The sequence below is a fragment of the Escherichia sp. HH091_1A genome, assembly GCF_030295175.1.
In the GTDB taxonomy this organism is placed as follows: Bacteria; Pseudomonadota; Gammaproteobacteria; order Enterobacterales; family Enterobacteriaceae; genus Escherichia; species Escherichia coli_F.
Window position 1 is genome coordinate 1,963,122 of record NZ_AP025747.1, and the last position, 18,802, is coordinate 1,981,923.

An 18,802-nucleotide genomic window follows, 5' to 3' on the forward strand; every position below is an offset into this window, starting at 1 on the left:
CCTGTTATTGATTTAAGGAATGTAAGGACACGTTATGCCAAGCGCCCACAGTGTTAAGCTACGTCCGCTGGAGCGTGAAGATTTACGCTATGTACATCAACTCGACAATAACGCCAGTGTGATGCGTTACTGGTTTGAGGAACCCTACGAAGCCTTCGTTGAACTCTCTGATCTGTACGATAAGCATATTCACGATCAGAGCGAACGGCGCTTTGTGGTGGAATGTGACGGCGAAAAAGCCGGTCTGGTGGAGCTGGTGGAAATTAACCATGTCCATCGCCGCGCAGAATTTCAGATAATTATCTCCCCGGAGTATCAGGGGAAAGGTCTGGCTACCCGCGCCGCAAAATTAGCAATGGACTATGGCTTCACCGTTCTCAATCTTTATAAGCTGTATCTGATCGTCGATAAAGAGAACGAAAAAGCAATTCACATTTACCGTAAGCTTGGCTTTACGGTTGAAGGTGAATTGATGCATGAGTTCTTTATTAATGGTCAATATCGTAATGCCATTCGTATGTGCATATTCCAGCATCAGTATCTGGCAGAGCACAAAACACCGGGGCAGACTCTCCTGAAGCCGACCGCACAATAGCATTAATAATAATCTATTGTATTTTTGATGGTATAAACCCGTTCGACGGCGGGTTTTACTCCTTCATCAACAATGATTAGCTGACAGTCTACCGGATTGGCGTGACTGTCATATTCACAGCTCTGTTTTACATTACCAACCCGTTGATTATTCAGTAAAGTAACCGCTGTGTAATCTAATTTTTTGATCGGATCCGTTGATGGCGTAGCGCTAACAGATAATGTTTTGTCGTTACTTTTCGTGGTTTTACCCAGCGGATAACCCTGATCATCATAGCGATATTCCATCTGCATTTGTTGGCTGCTGGCTTTAATCACGAAGCCATTATCATCGGTTTCCCAACTCACCCCGGCAGAAGGTAATTCTGCTAGCTGGCATTTTCCCTGTAAACGTACTCTTTTCTCCAGCGTCTGGGCATCACGGTAATAATTGGCGTCCAATACCAGGGCAACCACGGTATTATTTTCCAGATCCAATAATTCGAGTGAATCAAAACAGCCTTCTTCCGACAAAGTCCCCGAAACACGCTTCGTTACTTCCCCTTGCTCATCCATTAATGTCTGAGTGAAATCTTTTACCGGACCACGCAGCGGATCAAAATCGAATTCATTAGAGAAACTGGCCATCTCAGGGGTAAATGAAAGTGTTACCTCTGTGCGGTCACATCCTGTGAGTAATATCGCGAGTAAGCATGGTAGTAATTTGTATTTCACAACAGTCACCAGACAGTAGAGATGATTCTCAATCATAGTAGCAAATACAGTACTTTACACGTTAAATGCTATGCTTAAAGAAGTTATATTCGCGAAAGGAGCTTATGATGAAACTCTCAACTTGCTGTGCCGCGCTTCTGCTCGCACTCACCTCACCCGCGGTACTCGCCGCGCCGGGATCCTGTGAGCGCATAAAGAGCGATATATCACAGCGTATTATCAATAATGGCGTACCCGAAAGCAGCTTCACGTTAAGTATTGTACCCAATGACCAGGTTGATAAGCCTGATTCCCAGGTCGTCGGGCATTGCGCCAATGATACGCATAAAATTCTTTACACCCGCACCACCAGCGGTAACGTCTCTGCCCCCGCGCAGTCTACTCAGGATGGCGCGCCTGCCGAACCGCAGTAACACATTATTGACTAAACGCCGGATTCAACAGGTCCGGCGATATGAACATACAACATAATCCCGCCTTATTACTCATACCCTTCTATTGATATGGATTAATAATTCTTAACCCAAAATGGGTAGACTCCCTCTATTGTTAGCGCGCTAAATATTCAATATATAAACTTTTATATAACGATAAAGAACAAGGAGTGAGTTATGTCCAAAAATGAACAAATGGTGGGCATCAGCCGCAGAACACTCGTTAAATCTACCGCGATAGGTTCTCTGGCGCTGGCTGCAGGCGGTTTTTCTTTACCGTTCACCCTGCGCAGTGCAGTGGCAGCGGTACAACAGGCCAGCGAAAAAGTGGTCTGGGGTGCCTGTTCCGTCAACTGTGGTAGCCGCTGTGCACTTCGTCTACATGTTAAAGATAATGAAGTCACTTGGGTGGAAACTGACAACACCGGCAACGACGAGTATGGCAATCATCAAGTACGCGCCTGTTTGCGCGGTCGGTCCATCCGTCGACGTATTAATCATCCCGATCGCTTGAATTACCCAATGAAACGCGTGGGCAAACGTGGCGAAGGCAAATTCGAACGGATTAGCTGGGATGAAGCCCTGGATACTATCGCCAGTAGCCTGAAAAAAACCGTCGAACAATATGGCAATGAGGCTGTATATATTCAGTACTCTTCGGGGATTGTTGGCGGCAATATGACCCGCTCTTCACCATCAGCCTCGGCGGTCAAACGCCTGATGAACTGCTACGGCGGTTCACTCAATCAGTATGGCTCCTACAGCACCGCGCAAATTTCCTGTGCCATGCCCTACACCTACGGCAGTAATGATGGCAACAGCACCACGGATATTGAAAACAGCAAGCTGGTCGTGATGTTTGGTAACAACCCGGCAGAAACCCGCATGAGCGGTGGTGGCATCACTTATCTTCTTGAAAAAGCGCGCGAGAAATCGAACGCAAAAATGATTGTTATCGATCCGCGATATACCGATACGGCTACCGGTCGTGAAGACGAATGGCTTCCTATTCGCCCGGGCACCGATGCCGCGCTGGTTGCGGGTATTGCCTGGGTATTGATTAACGAAAATCTCGTTGATCAACCTTTTCTCGATAAATACTGCGTCGGCTATGACGAAAAAACCTTACTCGCAGATGCACCAAAAAATGGTCACTATAAAGCCTATATTCTTGGTGAAGGAGACGACAAAACAGCGAAAACGCCGCAGTGGGCTTCGCAAATTACCGGTATCCCGGTGGACCGTATCATCAAACTGGCGCGTGAAATCGGCACAGCAAAACCCGCTTATATCTGCCAGGGTTGGGGACCGCAACGCCAGGCAAACGGTGAGCTGACCGCACGCGCTATTGCGATGTTGCCTATTCTGACGGGCAATGTCGGCATCAGCGGCGGAAATAGTGGCGCGCGTGAATCCACCTATACCATTACCATAGAACGCCTGCCGGTGCTGGATAATCCGGTCAAAACATCAATCTCCTGCTTCAGCTGGACGGATGCTATCGATCATGGCCCGCAAATGACGGCAATCCGCGACGGCGTCCGCGGCAAAGATAAACTGGATGTGCCCATTAAGTTCATCTGGAACTACGCGGGAAATACCCTGGTTAATCAGCATTCTGACATTAACAAAACGCATGAAATTCTGCAGGACGAATCGAAATGCGAAATGATTGTGGTCATCGAAAACTTTATGACCTCATCGGCAAAATATGCCGACATTCTGCTGCCAGACCTGATGACCGTTGAGCAGGAAGATATTATCCCTAACGATTACGCCGGTAACATGGGATATCTCATTTTCCTCCAGCCAGTCACCAGCGAAAAATTCGAACGCAAACCGATTTACTGGATCCTGAGTGAAGTCGCGAAACGTCTTGGACCTGACGTCTATCAAAAGTTCATTGAAGGTCGCACCCAGGAACAATGGTTACAACATCTGTACGCCAAAATGCTTGCCAAAGATCCGGCGTTACCGTCTTACGACGAACTGAAAAAAATGGGTATCTATAAGCGTAAAGATCCCAATGGTCATTTTGTCGCCTACAAAGCATTTCGTGACGACCCCGAGACAAATCCACTTAAAACGCCTTCCGGTAAGATCGAAATTTATTCCAGCAAACTGGCGGAAATTGCCCGTACCTGGGAACTCGAAAAAGATGAAGTAATAAGCCCACTGCCGGTTTATGCCTCAACCTTCGAAGGCTGGGACGCCCCTGAACGTAGTACCTTCCCGCTACAACTGTTTGGTTTCCATTACAAATCCCGTACTCACTCGACCTACGGCAACATTGACGTCCTGAAGGCAGCCTGCCGTCAGGAAGTGTGGATCAACCCTATGGATGCGCAAAAACGCGGGATTGCCAACGGCGATATGGTGCGAGTGTTTAACCGTCGCGGCGAAGTTCGGTTACCGGCCAAAGTGACACCACGCATTCTGCCAGGAGTCAGCGCTATGGGCCAGGGAGCCTGGCACGAAGCCGATATGTCTGGCGATAAAATCGACCACGGCGGCTGTGTGAATACGCTAACTACTCTGCGCCCTTCACCACTGGCGAAGGGAAACCCGCAGCACACTAATCTGGTCGAGATCGAAAAAATATAACCCACTACGACCATAAATTTTGACATGACATTTTGTTTGAAAAGCAATAAGTGAGTAATGATGAAAATCCATACCACAGAGGCGCTCATGTCGGCTGAAATCAGCCGTAGAAGTCTGGTGAAAACCTCCGCTCTTGGCAGTCTCGCGCTAGCAAGCAGTGCTTTCACACTGCCATTTTCCCAAATGGTCCGAGCGGCAGAGGCACCGGTAGAAGAGAAAGCGGTCTGGAGTTCCTGCACCGTTAACTGCGGGAGCCGCTGTCTGTTACGTTTGCATGTGAAAGATGACACCGTGTACTGGGTGGAGTCTGATACGACAGGTGACGACGTCTACGGTAATCATCAGGTTCGCGCGTGTTTACGCGGGCGCTCTATCCGCCGACGGATGAATCATCCTGATAGGTTGAAATATCCCATGAAGCGCGTCGGCAAGCGCGGTGAAGGTAAATTTGAACGGATAAGTTGGGACGAAGCCCTGGATACCATCAGTGATAATCTTCGGCGGATCCTAAAAGATTACGGAAATGAGGCTGTACATGTCCTGTACGGAACAGGCGTAGATGGTGGAAACATCACCAACTCAAACGTCCCGTACCGTCTGATGAACTCTTGTGGTGGTTTTCTCAGTCGCTATGGCAGCTACAGTACCGCACAGATCAGTGCCGCAATGAGTTATATGTTCGGTGCCAATGATGGCAACAGCCCGGATGATATCGCCAATACGAAGCTGGTCGTTATGTTCGGAAATAACCCGGCGGAAACGCGTATGAGCGGCGGTGGTGTCACTTACTACGTCGAGCAAGCCCGCGAACGTTCAAACGCACGCATGATCGTCATCGATCCACGTTATAACGATACCGCTGCCGGGCGTGAAGATGAATGGCTGCCCATTCGCCCTGGCTCCGATGGCGCACTGGCCTGTGCGATTGCCTGGGTACTGATTACGGAAAACATGGTCGATCAGCCATTTCTCGACAAATATTGTGTTGGTTACGATGAAAAAACGCTGCCCGCCAACGCACCACGTAACGCGCATTATAAAGCCTATATTCTGGGCGAAGGGCCTGACGGCATAGCTAAAACGCCGGAATGGGCAGCAAAAATCACCAGCATCCCGGCAGAAAAAATTATCCAGTTGGCACGAGAGATCGGTTCAGCAAAACCTGCTTATATTTGTCAGGGTTGGGGGCCACAACGACACTCCAACGGCGAGCAAACGTCCCGCGCTATTGCCATGCTTTCCGTTCTCACCGGTAACGTCGGCATAAACGGCGGCAACTCAGGTGTACGCGAAGGTAGCTGGGATCTGGGGGTAGAATGGTTCCCGATGCTCGAGAATCCTGTTAAAACGCAGATTTCCGTTTTTACATGGACAGATGCCATCGACCATGGTACGGAAATGACCGCGACCCGTGATGGTGTTCGTGGAAAAGAAAAACTGGATGTCCCCATCAAGTTTTTATGGTGCTACGCCAGTAACACATTGATCAATCAACATGGCGACATCAATCACACCCATGAGGTGCTTCAGGATGACAGCAAGTGCGAGATGATTGTTGGCATTGACCACTTCATGACGGCCTCGGCTAAGTATTGCGATATCCTGTTGCCCGACCTGATGCCAACAGAGCAAGAAGACCTTATCTCTCATGAATCTGCCGGGAATATGGGCTATGTGATCCTCGCCCAACCCGCCACCTCGTCAAAATTTGAACGCAAACCCATCTACTGGATTCTGAGTGAAGTCGCGAAACGCTTAGGACCAGACGTTTATCAAACTTTTACTGAAGGTCGCAGCCAGCATGAATGGATCAAATATCTCCATGCGAAAACGAAGGAACGTAACCCTGAGATGCCGGACTACGAGGAGATGAAAACGACCGGGATCTTTAAGAAAAAATGCCCGGAAGAACATTACGTCGCTTTCCGCGCATTCCGTGAAGATCCACAGGCAAACCCGTTGAAAACACCTTCGGGGAAAATCGAAATTTATTCTGAACGACTGGCGACGATTGCGGATACCTGGGAATTGAAAAAAGATGAAATTATTCATCCCCTTCCTGCGTATACCCCAGGTTTTGATGGCTGGGACGATCCCCTGCGGAAAACCTATCCACTACAGTTAACGGGCTTCCACTACAAAGCGCGTACCCACTCCAGCTACGGCAATATTGATGTGTTACAGCAGGCCTGCCCACAAGAGGTGTGGATCAACCCCATTGATGCTCAGGCACGCGGTATCCGTCATGGCGATACAGTGCGGGTATTTAACAATAATGGAGAAATGCTGATTGCCGCAAAAGTGACTCCGCGTATTCTGCCTGGCGTTACCGCCATCGGGCAAGGTGCGTGGCTTAAAGCGGATATGTTTGGTGACCGGGTCGATCACGGCGGCAGTATCAATATTCTGACCTCTCACCGCCCTTCACCGCTGGCAAAGGGAAACCCGTCGCACAGCAATCTCGTCCAGATCGAAAAGGTTTAAGGAGTAGCCCATGACCACACAATATGGATTTTTTATCGATTCCAGCCGCTGTACTGGCTGTAAAACCTGCGAACTGGCGTGCAAAGATTTTAAAGATCTTGGCCCGGAAGTCAGTTTCCGCCGTGTTTATGAATATGCTGGCGGCGACTGGCAGGAAGATAATGGCGTCTGGCACCAGAACGTGTTCGCTTATTATCTCTCCATCTCCTGTAACCATTGCGATGACCCCGCATGTACAAAAGTCTGCCCCAGCGGCGCAATGCATAAGCGTGAAGATGGCTTTGTGGTGGTTGATGAAGATGTTTGTATCGGCTGCCGCTACTGCCACATGGCCTGTCCGTACGGCGCGCCACAGTACAATGCTGAAAAAGGACACATGACGAAGTGCGATGGTTGTTATTCGCGCGTCGCCGAGGGGAAACAACCCATATGTGTCGAATCCTGCCCGCTGCGTGCACTTGAATTCGGTCCAATTGAAGAACTGCGCCAGAAACACGGTACTCTGGCTGCCGTCGCGCCACTGCCGCGCGCGCATTTCACAAAACCTAATATCGTAATCAAACCTAACGCCAACAGCCGCCCGACCGGCGATACCACTGGTTACCTGGCTAATCCGGAGGAAGTTTAAAATGGGAAATGGATGGCACGAATGGCCACTGGTTATCTTTACCGTATTGGGCCAATGCGTCGTAGGCGCGCTGATTATTAGCGGAATCGGCTGGTTCGCCAGCAAAAATGACGCAGACCGTCAGCGTATTGTCCGTGGCATGTTTTTCCTCTGGCTGCTGATGGGCATCGGGTTTATTGCCTCTGTCATGCACCTGGGATCGCCACTGCGGGCGTTTAACTCGCTGAATCGAATCGGAGCTTCCGGCCTGAGTAACGAGATTGCTGCCGGTTCAATATTTTTTGCCGTTGGCGGATTATGGTGGCTGGTGGCGGTCATTGGTAAAATGCCGCAAGCGCTGGGGAAACTCTGGTTACTTGTCAGCATGGCGCTCGGCGTCATTTTCGTCTGGATGATGACCTGCGTGTATCAAATCGACACTGTGCCAACCTGGCATAACGGTTACACTACGCTGGCGTTCTTCCTGACAGTTTTATTGAGCGGTCCAATACTTGCTGCCGCAATTCTGCGGGCAGCCCGCGTTACATTTAATACCACACCATTTGCCATCATTAGCGTTCTGGCGCTGATCGCTTGTGCCGGGGTGATTGTGCTGCAAGGTTTGTCTCTGGCGTCTATTCACTCATCCGTACAACAAGCCAGCGCACTGGTACCAGATTACGCCTCCTTACAGGTCTGGCGTGTGGTATTGTTATGCACAGGTCTAGGATGCTGGCTTTGTCCGCTCATTCGTCGCCGTGAACCTCACGTTGCCGGACTTGTTCTGGGGCTAATCCTCATACTTGGCGGTGAGATGATCGGGCGTGTGCTCTTTTATGGCCTGCACATGACGGTAGGAATGGCTATTGCAGGTTAACAAATTGGTGCGGGGTAACCCGCACATTTCAGGATGTTAGGAATGACCCATTTTTCACAGCATGATAATTTTTCTGTCACGGCGCGCGTGTTGGGCGCACTGTTTTATTACGCCCCAGAGAGTGCGGAAGCCGCACCTCTGGTTGCGGTACTCACCAGTGACGGCTGGGAAACTCAGTGGCCGCTACCAGAAGCGTCATTAGCGCCGCTGGTGACGGCTTTTCAGGCACAGAGTGAAGAGACTCGCGCCCAGGCCTGGCAGCGTTTGTTTGTCGGCCCGTGGGCACTGCCATCTCCGCCGTGGGGGTCGGTCTGGCTGGATCGCGAATCTGTGCTGTTTGGCGATTCAACATTGGCACTTCGTCAGTGGATGCGCGAGAAAGGCATTCAGTTTGAAATGAAGCAAAATGAACCGGAAGATCATTTTGGCTCACTGCTGTTGATGGTTGCATGGTTGGCGGAGAATGGTCGCCAGACAGAATGTGAAGAATTGCTGGCATGGCATCTTTTTCCGTGGTCAACACGTTTTCTCGACGTTTTTATCGAAAAAGCAGAACACCCTTTCTACCGTGCGCTGGGTGAACTGGCTCGCTTAACGCTGGCGCAATGGCAATCACAACTGTTGATTCCTGTCGCGGTTAAACCACTGTTTCGATAAAGTTGCCGCAATATTGCCGGATGGCGACAATCACGCGTCATTCGGCAATAATACGTTACAACGTCACGTATTTTATCGCTTTAAGCACGCACTGCTTTTGCCGATAACCTGTTTTGCCGCAAAATAGTCGCCCGTGTTTCATTGCCCATTTCTGCTCATGCATCATCTACACATCTATCCGGATCTGCGCACTATGTTCCGCCGTCTGCTTATCGCAACAATAGTCGGTATTCTTGCGGCCTTTGCCGTTGCCGCGTTTCGTCACGCGATGCTGCTACTGGAATGGCTGTTCCTCAATAATGACTCCGGCAGTCTGGTCAATGCAGCGACGAATCTTTCTCCGTGGCGACGGCTGCTAACTCCGGCGCTCGGCGGACTGGCGGCGGGTTTGTTGCTGATGGGCTGGCAGAAATTTACCCAGCAACGCCCTCATGCGCCAACCGATTACATGGAAGCGTTGCAAACCGATGGTAAATTCGATTACGCAGCAAGCCTGGTTAAATCGCTTGCCTCTCTGCTGGTAGTAACTAGCGGCAGCGCAATTGGTCGCGAAGGTGCGATGATTCTTTTAGCTGCCCTTGCCGCCTCCTGTTTTGCTCAGCGTTTTACGCCACGCCAGGAGTGGAAATTATGGATTGCCTGTGGAGCTGCGGCGGGAATGGCTGCGGCTTACCGCGCCCCGCTTGCTGGCAGTTTATTTATAGCCGAAGTGCTGTTTGGCACTATGATGTTGGCCTCTCTCGGCCCGGTGATTATTTCCGCCGTCGTGGCGTTGCTGGTTAGCAATCTGATTAATCATAGCGACGCGTTACTCTACAGCGTACAACTCTCAGTGACGGTTCAGGCTCGTGACTATGCGCTGATTATCAGTACAGGTGTGCTGGCAGGTCTATGCGGACCAGTGTTGTTAACGTTAATGAACGCCAGTCATCGAGGATTTGTTATTCTCAAACTTGCGCCCCCCTGGCAACTGGCACTCGGCGGGTTGATCGTGGGTCTGCTTTCCCTGTTCACCCCCGCCGTGTGGGGCAACGGCTATAGCACCGTACAATCCTTTTTAACCGCCCCGCCACTGTTTATGATCATTGGCGGGATCTTCCTTTGCAAACTGTTTGCCGTTCTGGCAAGTAGCGGTTCCGGCGCGCCTGGTGGTGTGTTTACACCGACACTCTTTATCGGTCTTGCCATTGGCATGTTGTATGGACGTAGCCTAGGGTTATGGTTTCCTGACGGCGAAGAAATTACACTCTTACTCGGATTAACCGGGATGGCGACACTGTTGGCGGCAACCACGCACGCGCCGATTATGTCGACGTTGATGATATGTGAAATGACCGGCGAGTATCAGCTACTCCCCGGTTTATTGATTGCCTGCGTAATTGCGTCGGTAATTTCGCGGACGTTACACCGTGACTCTATCTACCGCCAGCACACTGCGCAGCATAGCTAAGCGGATGTATTGCCCCAGTTCACGCTGTTCGGCGCGCGGTAAATAAGGCAGTTCACCAATGAGCGGTGCTGGAAGTTTTTTACCCAGCACATCAATGATTTCCGCATAATGCGCCAGTCCTGGGTTGATTCGGTTAGCCACCCAGCCAATGAGCGGCAGCCCGTCGTTGGCAATCGCCTGAGCTGTCAGCAGTGCATGGTTAATGCAACCTTCCTGAATACCGACAACCATCAACACCGGCAGTTGTTCCTGCACCACCCATTCAGAGAGCGGACGCAAATCATTCATCAGACTGCGCCAACCGCCAGTACCTTCGACCACCACATGATCGACTTTATCGGTCAGGTTTGCCAGGCCGTTTGAAATGAGGGTGTAATTGATTGGGCAACTGTGCGCCACGCTACTTTCTTCTTCGCTTAACGCAATAGGATTAACTGCTTCATAAGGCAGTTCAATAGTTGAAACACTCTGCAACACTAGGGCATCTTTATTACGCAGCCCTTCGGGTGTCTCTTTGCTCCCCTTCGCTACGGGTTTATATCCCGCAACCGTTTTTCCCTGGGAGGCTAACGCTTGTAGCAATGCGCGGGAAACCACCGTTTTCCCTACAGAAGTGTCTGTACCGGTAATAAAGAAACGCTTCAGCATCACTAACTCCACCGTTATGCTTCACAAATATAAACCAGGAAAATAATTAACCTTGAAAGTCTAAGTTATGCTTTCCAGGCCCAAATTGAGATAGCGCAAATTTTGGTAGAACAGTTAAAAAATGTTAACCCTGCAACAGACGAATCAACAAAGAACCGTTATACATCGCGTCTTTTACCAGCGCAGCCCCTGCCATAGTACCCTGGTTAGAAAACTGAGTACTCTCAACGCTAATGTGCTGACTATACGCAGGAAGGGCCTGCTGACGGATGCTGTCCGAGATGACCGGGAAGAGGATATCTGCCGCTTTACTTAACGGTGAGCCAATCAGTATTTTTTGTGGGTTAAATAAATTCACCATGATGGCAAGAATGCGCCCGACATGCGCGCCCACCCCGGTAATGATGTCTTTTGCCAGCAGATCGCCGCGCAATGCCGCCTGACACAATGAGTCAACGGTTAACGGCTGTCCATGTAACATCGAGCTCATGGATTGATTGAGACGCAGCTGTGCCAGCTCAAGAATACTGTCCACACTGGCGATGGTTTCGAGGCAGCCGTGATTCCCGCAATAACAGCGTTTCCCATACGGGTCGACCTGCGTGTGACCTATTTCCACGAGGCTACTGCTGCCTGCGTGTAGCAGATGACCATCGGTAATGACGCCCGCCCCCACGTTGTGATCGATAACCACCTGAATCACATCGCGCGCCCCGCGTGAGGCACCAAACAAAGCCTCAGCCATCGTCCATGCGCTGATATCATGCTGAATATAAACCGGTACGCCGGTATGCTGCTCCAGCGCCTCGCCGAGCGGCATCTCTTTTACATCCTCGTAGAACGGCATGCGATGTACAATACCATTTTCCGTATCAATAATTCCCGGCAAGGTAATGGCAATCGAAGTCAGACGCTCAAGTTTTTTCTGATGGCGGATAAAAAACTGATCGATATGGGAAATGATACGATCCAACAATGGCGAGTCATCTTTTAACGCCAGTTCCTGCGACTCCTCCACCACTAGTTTGCTGCTCAGATCGCGCAAAGCAAGGAAAATCTCCCCGCGACTAATGCGCAGAGAAAGATAGTGCCAGGCTTCAGTTTCAACCACCAGCCCCACCGCCGGACGGCCACGGTTCCCCGCTTCTTTGATTTCCAGCTCTTGCACCAGGTGTGCTTCGAGCATCTCACGGACAATTTTGGTGATACTGGCAGGAGCCAGTTGCGCCAGACGGGAAAGATCGATACGCGAGACTGGACCAAGCTGATCAATCAGGCGATAAACCGCGCCCGCGTTGGTCTGCTTTATTTGATCAATGTGCCCAGGCTGGTTTTCAGCAACCACCGCATACTCCCTATATTTTCGCGCTCCGAAATAATCTGTAGGCTATGGTGAAGCACTTCAATACGTGTCGTCAAATTTTTACTTAGGCATGTGATTAACAGCACATTTTTCGGGCTTTTTCGCTGAAATTTCCCTCACCTGAGAGCATTCAGCAGATGAATACGAAAGTTACGCGCAGCCGGACTTTGTTCATGGTGTTTCGGCCAGACCAACCACATTTCAGAAACCGCATCCTCTTCAGCAATCGGCACCCAGCGCATTTCGTTGAGCTGAACACGTTTAAATGACGCAGGCAAAATTGAAACACCCAGACCAGCGGAAACCAGACCGATGATGGTCATTGCCTCACCCACCTCCTGAGTGATGACGGGCGTCAAATTGTAACGTCTCATCAGCCCGAGAATATCGTCATACAGCCCTGTCCCTACGTGCGGATCAAAAAAGACAAAGGGTTCTTTCGCCAGTTCAGCCAGCGTTACACTCGGGTTATTTGCCAGGGGATGATCGTGCGGGATCATCGCCATAAGCGGTTCATGGACGATGACTGCGTGTTCAAGCGTCTCCGGTAACGCTGTGTTACGCAGCAATCCCATATCCAGCGTTCCTTCAATGAGCGGAGCGATTTGCTCGCGAGTGTTCATTTCGCGGGTTTGTAAATGGACATCGGGATAATCACGACGAAACAGCGATAACGTATCGGACACCGCCCGAATAAAAGGAGCGGACGAAGTAAAACCAATGCGCAACTCCCCCGCTTCGCCCTGATGCAGCCTTTCAGCGCGAGCGGCAGCGTCATCCACCATAGACAGGATTTGCCGACTATCTGCAAGAAACTGTTTTCCTGCTTCCGTCAGCAATACACTGCGATTGGTCCTTGCCAGCAGTCGGGCACCAATTTGTTGCTCCAGCGCCTGAATCTGCTGACTTAGCGGTGGTTGCGAAATATTCAGACGGGCAGCGGCGCGCCCGAAATGCAGCTCTTCCGCAACAGCAACAAAGTAACGCAGATGACGAAGTTCAATATTCATATTTAAAACATCTTATTTGAGATTATTAATATATTAGACAGAACAATTCGATTTTCCTAATCTATTCATAAGCCTGATCCACAGGCATATTTAGCAAGGATTTCAAGTGAGCCGTACTACAACTGTTGATGGCGCTCCGGCAAGCGTCACTGACAAGCAAAGCATTTCTCAGCCAAATCAATTTATTAAACGCGGTACGCCGCAATTTATGCGCGTCACCCTGGCGCTTTTCTCTGCCGGACTGGCAACCTTCGCACTTCTCTATTGTGTGCAACCTATCCTTCCGGTGCTTTCGCAGGAGTTTGGCTTAACGCCTGCGAACAGTAGTATTTCACTGTCCATTTCAACGGCGATGTTGGCTATCGGTTTGCTGTTTACTGGCCCGCTATCCGATGCCATTGGTCGCAAACCAGTGATGGTCACGGCGCTACTGTTGGCCTCCATTTGTACGTTACTTTCGACAATGATGACCAGCTGGCACGGCATTTTGATTATGCGCGCCTTGATTGGGCTTTCGTTAAGTGGCGTGGCAGCTGTTGGCATGACTTATCTTAGCGAGGAAATCCACCCCAGTTTCGTGGCCTTTTCGATGGGGTTGTATATCAGCGGCAACTCAATTGGCGGCATGAGCGGACGCTTAATTAGCGGTGTCTTCACGGACTTTTTCAACTGGCGAATTGCTCTGGCGGCAATCGGTTGTTTCGCGCTGGCCTCGGCGTTGATGTTCTGGAAAATCCTCCCTGAATCACGCCATTTTCGCCCGACTTCGCTGCGCCCTAAGACGTTATTTATCAACTTTCGTCTGCACTGGCGTGACCGGGGATTACCGTTATTGTTCGCAGAAGGCTTTTTGCTGATGGGGTCGTTCGTCACGCTGTTTAATTACATCGGCTATCGGTTGATGCTCTCCCCCTGGCATGTCAGTCAGGCCGTGGTTGGCTTATTATCGCTGGCTTATTTGACCGGTACATGGAGCTCACCCAAAGCCGGAACCATGACCACCCGTTATGGGCGCGGTCCGGTGATGTTGTTTTCGACGGGGGTTATGCTGTTTGGTTTACTGATGACCTTATTCAGCTCGCTGTGGCTAATCTTTGCCGGAATGTTACTCTTCTCAGCCGGATTCTTCGCAGCCCACTCAGTTGCCAGCAGCTGGATCGGCCCCCGCGCAAAACGCGCTAAAGGCCAGGCCTCCTCGCTGTATCTGTTCAGTTACTATCTGGGGTCGAGTATTGCCGGGACGCTGGGTGGTGTTTTCTGGCATAACTATGGCTGGAACGGCGTCGGCGCATTTATTGCTCTGATGCTGGTCATTGCTCTGCTGGTCGGGACGCGTTTGCATCGTCGTCTGCACGCCTAAAAATAAGTCCGGACTGCGGTAAATACCCATCCGGACTTATTGCCTGCTCAAACCAACGTTAATAGCCATCCTAAAATAGACGAAGCGCCAGCCAATTCCCGCAGCGCATCTAGTGTCATCAGGATTATAAGTACCCAAATAAACGGATTCATTTTGCTGTGTGTCATTTATTACTGATGCGCAGTTATTCTACCGCTTTGTAAGTAGTAAAATAGTTAACCCGATCAAGACTACTATTATTGGTAGCTAAATTTCCCTTAAGTCACAATACGTTATTATCAACGCTGTAATTTATTTAACGTTTGTACATATCGTTACACGCTGAAACCAACCACTCACGGAAGTCTGCCATTCCCAGGGATATAGTTATTTCAACGGCCCCGCAGTGGGGTTAAATGAAAAAACAAATTGAGGGTATGACAATGAAAAAAGTATTAGCTCTGGTTGTTGCCGCTGCTATGGGTCTGTCTTCTGCCGCCTTTGCTGCAGAGACTGCGACCACACCAGCTCCGACTGCGACGACCACCAAAGCAGCGCCGGCGAAAACTACACATCATAAAAAACAGCATAAAGCAGCACCTGCCCAGAAAGCGCAGGCGGCTAAAAAGCATCATAAAAATACGAAAGCTGAACAGAAAGCCCCTGAACAAAAAGCGCAGGCAGCGAAGAAACACGCCGGGAAACACAGCCATCAGCAACCGGCAAAACCTGCTGCACAACCCGCAGCGTAAGTTTTCAACAGTAATGCTGGCGCGCCCCCTCGCGCCTGAAAATTACGGTGCTAAGCGGGTAACGTTTAGCACCGCCTTTAGCGGAGGGTAGTATGGTGGGCCGTTATCGCTTTGAGTTCATTCTTATCATCCTTATTTTATGCGCACTGATTGCCGCCCGTTTTTATCTTTCCTGACTGTAGTTATCTGATTTTACTCCCACTTTCATCCCGTCCCGTCTATAGTATTTATGAGGGTTTGCTTTTAATAATCATAATTACCCACCAGAGTGTGATATGCGTACAACCATTGCTGTAGTGTTGGGTGCAATTAGTTTGACGTCTGCTTTTGTGTTTGCAGATAAACCAGACGTTGCCAAATCGGCAAACGATGAGGTCAGCACCCTGTTTTTTGGTCATGATGATCGTGTGCCAGTGAATGACACGACCCAATCACCGTGGGATGCGGTTGGGCAACTGGAAACGGCCAGCGGCAATTTATGTACGGCGACGCTGATTGCACCCAATCTGGCATTAACGGCAGGACACTGTTTATTGACGCCGCCAAAGGGTAAAGCCGATAAAGCGGTGGCGCTGCGTTTTGTGTCAAATAAAGGTCTTTGGCGCTATGAGATCCACGACATAGAAGGCCGCGTTGACCCGACACTGGGAAAGCGGTTAAAAGCAGATGGGGATGGTTGGATTGTTCCTCCCGCAGCTGCGCCGTGGGACTTCGGTTTGATTGTGCTACGTAATCCCCCTTCTGGCATTACACCGTTGCCGTTATTTGCGGGAGATAAAGCCGCACTTACCGCCGCATTAAAAGCGGCAGGTCGAAAAGTGACTCAAGCGGGATATCCTGAAGATCACCTCGATACGCTATACAGTCATCAAAATTGCGAAGTAACTGGCTGGGCGCAAACGTCGGTGATGTCGCATCAGTGCGATACTTTGCCGGGTGATAGCGGTTCGCCTCTGATGTTGCATACCGATGACGGCTGGCAGTTAATTGGCGTGCAAAGTTCGGCTCCTGCCGCGAAAGATCGCTGGCGTGCCGATAACCGGGCCATTTCTGTCACTGGTTTTCGCGACAAGCTAGACCAACTTTTGCAAAAATAGCATTCAAACGCTGCCCGACAGCACGGGCAGCGTGTTCATCAGGCAAACTTCACCATAATCATTCCAGCCAACAGCAAGACCAGGCCAATCCAGCCTTTGCGATTTAAACGTTGACCAAACAAAACCCAACCTGCGACTAACGTGGCGGCAATACCAAATCCGCCCCACAATGCATAGGCTACAGACAAGTCAATCCCTTTAACGGCTTGAGAAAGCGCACTAAAGGCAGCCAGCACCGCCGCCAGGGAGAGCAAACCATAGATTTTGCGACGAAAGCCGTCAGAAAATTTCAAAAAGACATTAGCAACGATTTCCAGCACGATTGCCAATGCCAGCCAGACGGCGTGTACCCATTCAAACTGCGCCATGGTTCACCTCCGGCTCAGGTTTACACGCTTTACGGGTACCTGATTTGATTAATACAATCCCAGCCACCAGGGTCGTTAACCCGGCAATTTTCATCAGCGATAAACTTTCATCGAATAACAAAACGCTAAACAAGGTAATCAATAAAATACCGATACCTTCCCACAGCGCATAAGCTACGCCTAAGGCGATTTTTTTAACGGCGAAGGAGAGAAATATATACGACAGAGAAATCATCACCAGCATTAAAATAAAACCGCCATTACCCTCACTGACGCTCGCCCATTTCATTGACAGCGTGCCGGTAATTTCCGTAGCAATAGCCAGACCTAATAAAATCCAATAAATATACATCGTCCTTCTCCTGCAAGAGAATTATTTTATCTTTCGCTCAATTCAGCGAAACCAGAGCAAAGTGATCAAGCCCCGCGCATAGCGCAAGGTTAGGCAGAAGAAAGGACTAAAGCGCGTTGCGCCAGTGCTGCTCACCTACGAGCAAGATAGTGGATGAGGTACGAAGATGGGTAAATGTAGAAAATAACGTCCTGAACAAATTGTCCATAATATTACAATTATCCGCAGTGTTGCTTCTCATCATCGCGGATGATAATTGTCCTCGGTAGTTGAACACGCCTGATTTGTATCATAGCTTAAGAATTAACTCAAAATATTTTCATTTCTTTACCCGAGCGGATTGATTTTCGTTATGATGACGGAACGAAAAAGACATTATTATTAGCAAAGAAAGAAAAAACGGGGACAAGCATGGCAAAGCCGATCATCACGCTCAATGGTCTAAAAATCGTCATTATGTTGGGAATGCTGGTCATTATTCTCTGCGGTATCCGTTTTGCCGCCGAGATCATCGTGCCGTTTATTCTCGCATTATTTATTGCTGTTATTCTTAACCCGCTGGTGCAACACATGGTCCGCTGGCGAGTGCCGCGTGTACTGGCGGTGTCGATTTTGATGACCATCATCGTGATGGCGATGGTGTTGCTGTTAGCTTATCTGGGTTCCGCGCTCAACGAGTTGACGCGGACGTTACCGCAATATCGCAACTCTATTATGACGCCGCTGCAAGCTCTTGAACCGTTGTTGCAACGCGTAGGGATTGACGTCTCAGTTGACCAACTGGCGCATTACATTGATCCGAACGCGGCGATGACGTTGCTCACCAACTTATTGACGCAGTTATCTAATGCCATGTCATCAATATTTTTATTGCTGCTGACGGTGTTGTTTATGCTGCTCGAAGTGCCACAATTGCCCGGAAAATTTCAGCAAATGATGGCGCGTCCGGTTGAAGGGATGGCGGCGATTCAGCGTGCGATTGACAGTGTGTCTCATTATCTGGTGCTGAAAACAGCCATCAGCATCATCACCGGCCTGGTCGCCTGGGCGATGCTCGCCGCACTCGATGTTCGCTTCGCTTTTGTCTGGGGATTGCTGGCCTTTGCGCTTAATTACATCCCGAATATTGGTTCAGTCCTCGCGGCAATCCCCCCTATCGCTCAGGTACTGGTGTTTAATGGCTTCTACGAAGCGTTGCTGGTGCTGGCGGGATATCTGCTGATTAATCTGGTCTTCGGCAATATTCTGGAGCCGCGGATCATGGGGCGTGGGCTGGGGCTTTCCACATTGGTGGTATTTCTGTCGTTGATTTTTTGGGGATGATTGTTAGGACCGGTGGGTATGCTGCTTTCCGTGCCGTTGACAATTATTGTCAAAATTGCCCTTGAACAATCAGCTGGAGGTCAAAGCATCGCCGTTCTGTTAAGCGATCTCAATAAAGAGTGACGGCCT

General features: G+C 49.9%; 20 protein-coding genes and 1 pseudogene. 13 read left to right on the plus strand and 8 right to left on the minus strand.

What is annotated here, in order from left to right; genetic code table 11:
- Positions 1 to 34: 34 nt before the first annotated feature.
- Positions 35 to 595 carry a spermidine N1-acetyltransferase gene (gene speG / locus QUF14_RS09770; RefSeq protein ID WP_001138584.1) on the plus strand — a complete coding sequence of 187 codons (561 nt, stop codon included), beginning with the start codon at positions 35 to 37 and terminating at the stop codon, positions 593 to 595.
- A 2-nt stretch (positions 596 to 597) separates the two neighbouring features.
- Here the strand turns inward: speG and QUF14_RS09775 are convergent, their stop codons facing one another.
- Complete coding sequence (locus tag QUF14_RS09775) at positions 598 to 1,308, minus strand: YnfC family lipoprotein (protein ID WP_074394117.1); 711 nt, start codon at positions 1,306 to 1,308, stop codon at positions 598 to 600.
- 107 nt (positions 1,309 to 1,415) lie between these two features.
- On the opposite strand from QUF14_RS09775, the gene QUF14_RS09780 reads away from it, so the two are divergent.
- The 7 genes from QUF14_RS09780 (at position 1,416) to clcB (ending at position 10,421) form a co-directional block, all read left to right on the plus strand.
- Complete coding sequence (locus tag QUF14_RS09780; RefSeq protein ID WP_024212217.1) at positions 1,416 to 1,721, plus strand: DUF1161 domain-containing protein; 306 nt, start codon at positions 1,416 to 1,418, stop codon at positions 1,719 to 1,721.
- Positions 1,722 to 1,919: 198 nt separating this feature from the next.
- Positions 1,920 to 4,346: a selenate/tellurate reductase subunit YnfE gene (gene ynfE / locus QUF14_RS09785; RefSeq protein ID WP_000041667.1), complete on the plus strand. Its 2,427-nt coding sequence runs from the start codon at positions 1,920 to 1,922 to the stop codon at positions 4,344 to 4,346.
- 60 nt (positions 4,347 to 4,406) lie between these two features.
- Positions 4,407 to 6,830 carry a selenate/tellurate reductase subunit YnfF gene (gene ynfF, locus QUF14_RS09790; protein ID WP_077630162.1) on the plus strand — a complete coding sequence of 808 codons (2,424 nt, stop codon included), beginning with the start codon at positions 4,407 to 4,409 and terminating at the stop codon, positions 6,828 to 6,830.
- A gap of 10 nt (positions 6,831 to 6,840) precedes the next feature.
- Entirely contained in the window at positions 6,841 to 7,458 is a 618-nt protein-coding gene (gene ynfG, locus QUF14_RS09795) for a DMSO reductase like molybdoenzyme iron-sulfur subunit YnfG (protein ID WP_032184287.1), read from the plus strand.
- A 1-nt stretch (position 7,459) separates the two neighbouring features.
- The gene (gene ynfH / locus QUF14_RS09800; RefSeq protein WP_000526462.1) at positions 7,460 to 8,314 is read left to right on the plus strand and encodes a selenate reductase membrane anchor subunit YnfH; all 855 of its coding nucleotides are present in this window, start codon (positions 7,460 to 7,462) and stop codon (positions 8,312 to 8,314) included.
- A 42-nt stretch (positions 8,315 to 8,356) separates the two neighbouring features.
- Positions 8,357 to 8,971 (plus strand): Tat proofreading chaperone DmsD, encoded by a 615-nt coding sequence (dmsD, locus tag QUF14_RS09805; protein ID WP_000148687.1) that lies wholly within the window; start codon positions 8,357 to 8,359, stop codon positions 8,969 to 8,971.
- Positions 8,972 to 9,128: 157 nt separating this feature from the next.
- On the plus strand, positions 9,129 to 10,421 hold the full coding sequence (gene clcB, locus QUF14_RS09810; protein ID WP_071988165.1) for a voltage-gated ClC-type chloride channel ClcB: 1,293 nt from the start codon (positions 9,129 to 9,131) through the stop codon (positions 10,419 to 10,421).
- Here the strand turns inward: clcB and bioD are convergent.
- The 3 genes from bioD to ynfL all read right to left on the minus strand — a co-directional run bounded on the left by bioD (position 10,374) and on the right by ynfL (position 13,442).
- Positions 10,374 to 11,069 (minus strand): dethiobiotin synthase, encoded by a 696-nt coding sequence (bioD, locus tag QUF14_RS09815; protein ID WP_000919226.1) that lies wholly within the window; start codon positions 11,067 to 11,069, stop codon positions 10,374 to 10,376. The two genes, clcB and bioD, sit on opposite strands and share 48 nt — an antisense overlap.
- Positions 11,070 to 11,193: 124 nt before the next feature.
- On the minus strand, positions 11,194 to 12,414 hold the full coding sequence (mlc, locus tag QUF14_RS09820; RefSeq protein WP_000225276.1) for a sugar metabolism global transcriptional regulator Mlc: 1,221 nt from the start codon (positions 12,412 to 12,414) through the stop codon (positions 11,194 to 11,196).
- A gap of 134 nt (positions 12,415 to 12,548) precedes the next feature.
- Positions 12,549 to 13,442, minus strand: a complete 894-nt coding sequence (gene ynfL / locus QUF14_RS09825) for a multidrug efflux transcriptional activator YnfL/SxtR(Kp) (protein ID WP_001019560.1) — start codon at positions 13,440 to 13,442, stop codon at positions 12,549 to 12,551.
- A 106-nt stretch (positions 13,443 to 13,548) separates the two neighbouring features.
- Here ynfL and ynfM point away from each other — a divergent pair, with 106 nt between their 5' ends.
- On the plus strand, positions 13,549 to 14,802 hold the full coding sequence (gene ynfM / locus QUF14_RS09830) for a multidrug efflux MFS transporter YnfM/SxtP(Kp) (protein ID WP_000091858.1): 1,254 nt from the start codon (positions 13,549 to 13,551) through the stop codon (positions 14,800 to 14,802).
- 47 nt (positions 14,803 to 14,849) lie between these two features.
- Here the strand turns inward: ynfM and QUF14_RS28905 are convergent, their stop codons facing one another.
- A complete protein-coding gene (locus QUF14_RS28905) occupies positions 14,850 to 14,969 on the minus strand; it encodes a KPN_01571 family protein (RefSeq protein WP_001299090.1) in 120 nt (39 codons plus the stop codon).
- A gap of 255 nt (positions 14,970 to 15,224) precedes the next feature.
- On the opposite strand from QUF14_RS28905, the gene asr reads away from it, so the two are divergent.
- The 3 genes from asr (at position 15,225) to QUF14_RS09845 (ending at position 16,630) form a co-directional block, all read left to right on the plus strand.
- On the plus strand, positions 15,225 to 15,533 hold the full coding sequence (gene asr, locus QUF14_RS09835) for an acid resistance repetitive basic protein Asr (RefSeq protein WP_001342195.1): 309 nt from the start codon (positions 15,225 to 15,227) through the stop codon (positions 15,531 to 15,533).
- A 92-nt stretch (positions 15,534 to 15,625) separates the two neighbouring features.
- On the plus strand, positions 15,626 to 15,709 hold the full coding sequence (gene ydgU, locus QUF14_RS09840) for a small membrane protein YdgU (RefSeq protein ID WP_000233090.1): 84 nt from the start codon (positions 15,626 to 15,628) through the stop codon (positions 15,707 to 15,709).
- 99 nt (positions 15,710 to 15,808) lie between these two features.
- On the plus strand, positions 15,809 to 16,630 hold the full coding sequence (locus tag QUF14_RS09845) for a trypsin-like serine peptidase (RefSeq protein ID WP_001260847.1): 822 nt from the start codon (positions 15,809 to 15,811) through the stop codon (positions 16,628 to 16,630).
- 38 nt (positions 16,631 to 16,668) lie between these two features.
- Here QUF14_RS09845 and mdtI read toward each other — a convergent pair whose 3' ends face one another.
- The 3 genes from mdtI to QUF14_RS29015 form a co-directional block, all read right to left on the minus strand.
- Positions 16,669 to 16,998: a multidrug/spermidine efflux SMR transporter subunit MdtI gene (gene mdtI / locus QUF14_RS09850; RefSeq protein ID WP_000046674.1), complete on the minus strand. Its 330-nt coding sequence runs from the start codon at positions 16,996 to 16,998 to the stop codon at positions 16,669 to 16,671.
- A complete protein-coding gene (gene mdtJ / locus QUF14_RS09855) occupies positions 16,985 to 17,350 on the minus strand; it encodes a multidrug/spermidine efflux SMR transporter subunit MdtJ (protein WP_000276155.1) in 366 nt (121 codons plus the stop codon). Before mdtJ ends, mdtI begins: the two co-directional genes overlap by 14 nt.
- 106 nt (positions 17,351 to 17,456) lie before the next feature.
- Positions 17,457 to 17,627 (minus strand): protein YdgV, encoded by a 171-nt coding sequence (locus QUF14_RS29015; protein ID WP_085948401.1) that lies wholly within the window; start codon positions 17,625 to 17,627, stop codon positions 17,457 to 17,459.
- Between the two features lie 134 nt (positions 17,628 to 17,761).
- On the opposite strand from QUF14_RS29015, the pseudogene tqsA reads away from it, so the two are divergent.
- Positions 17,762 to 18,796, plus strand: a pseudogene (gene tqsA / locus QUF14_RS09860) (AI-2 transporter TqsA).
- Positions 18,797 to 18,802: the final 6 nt, after the last annotated feature.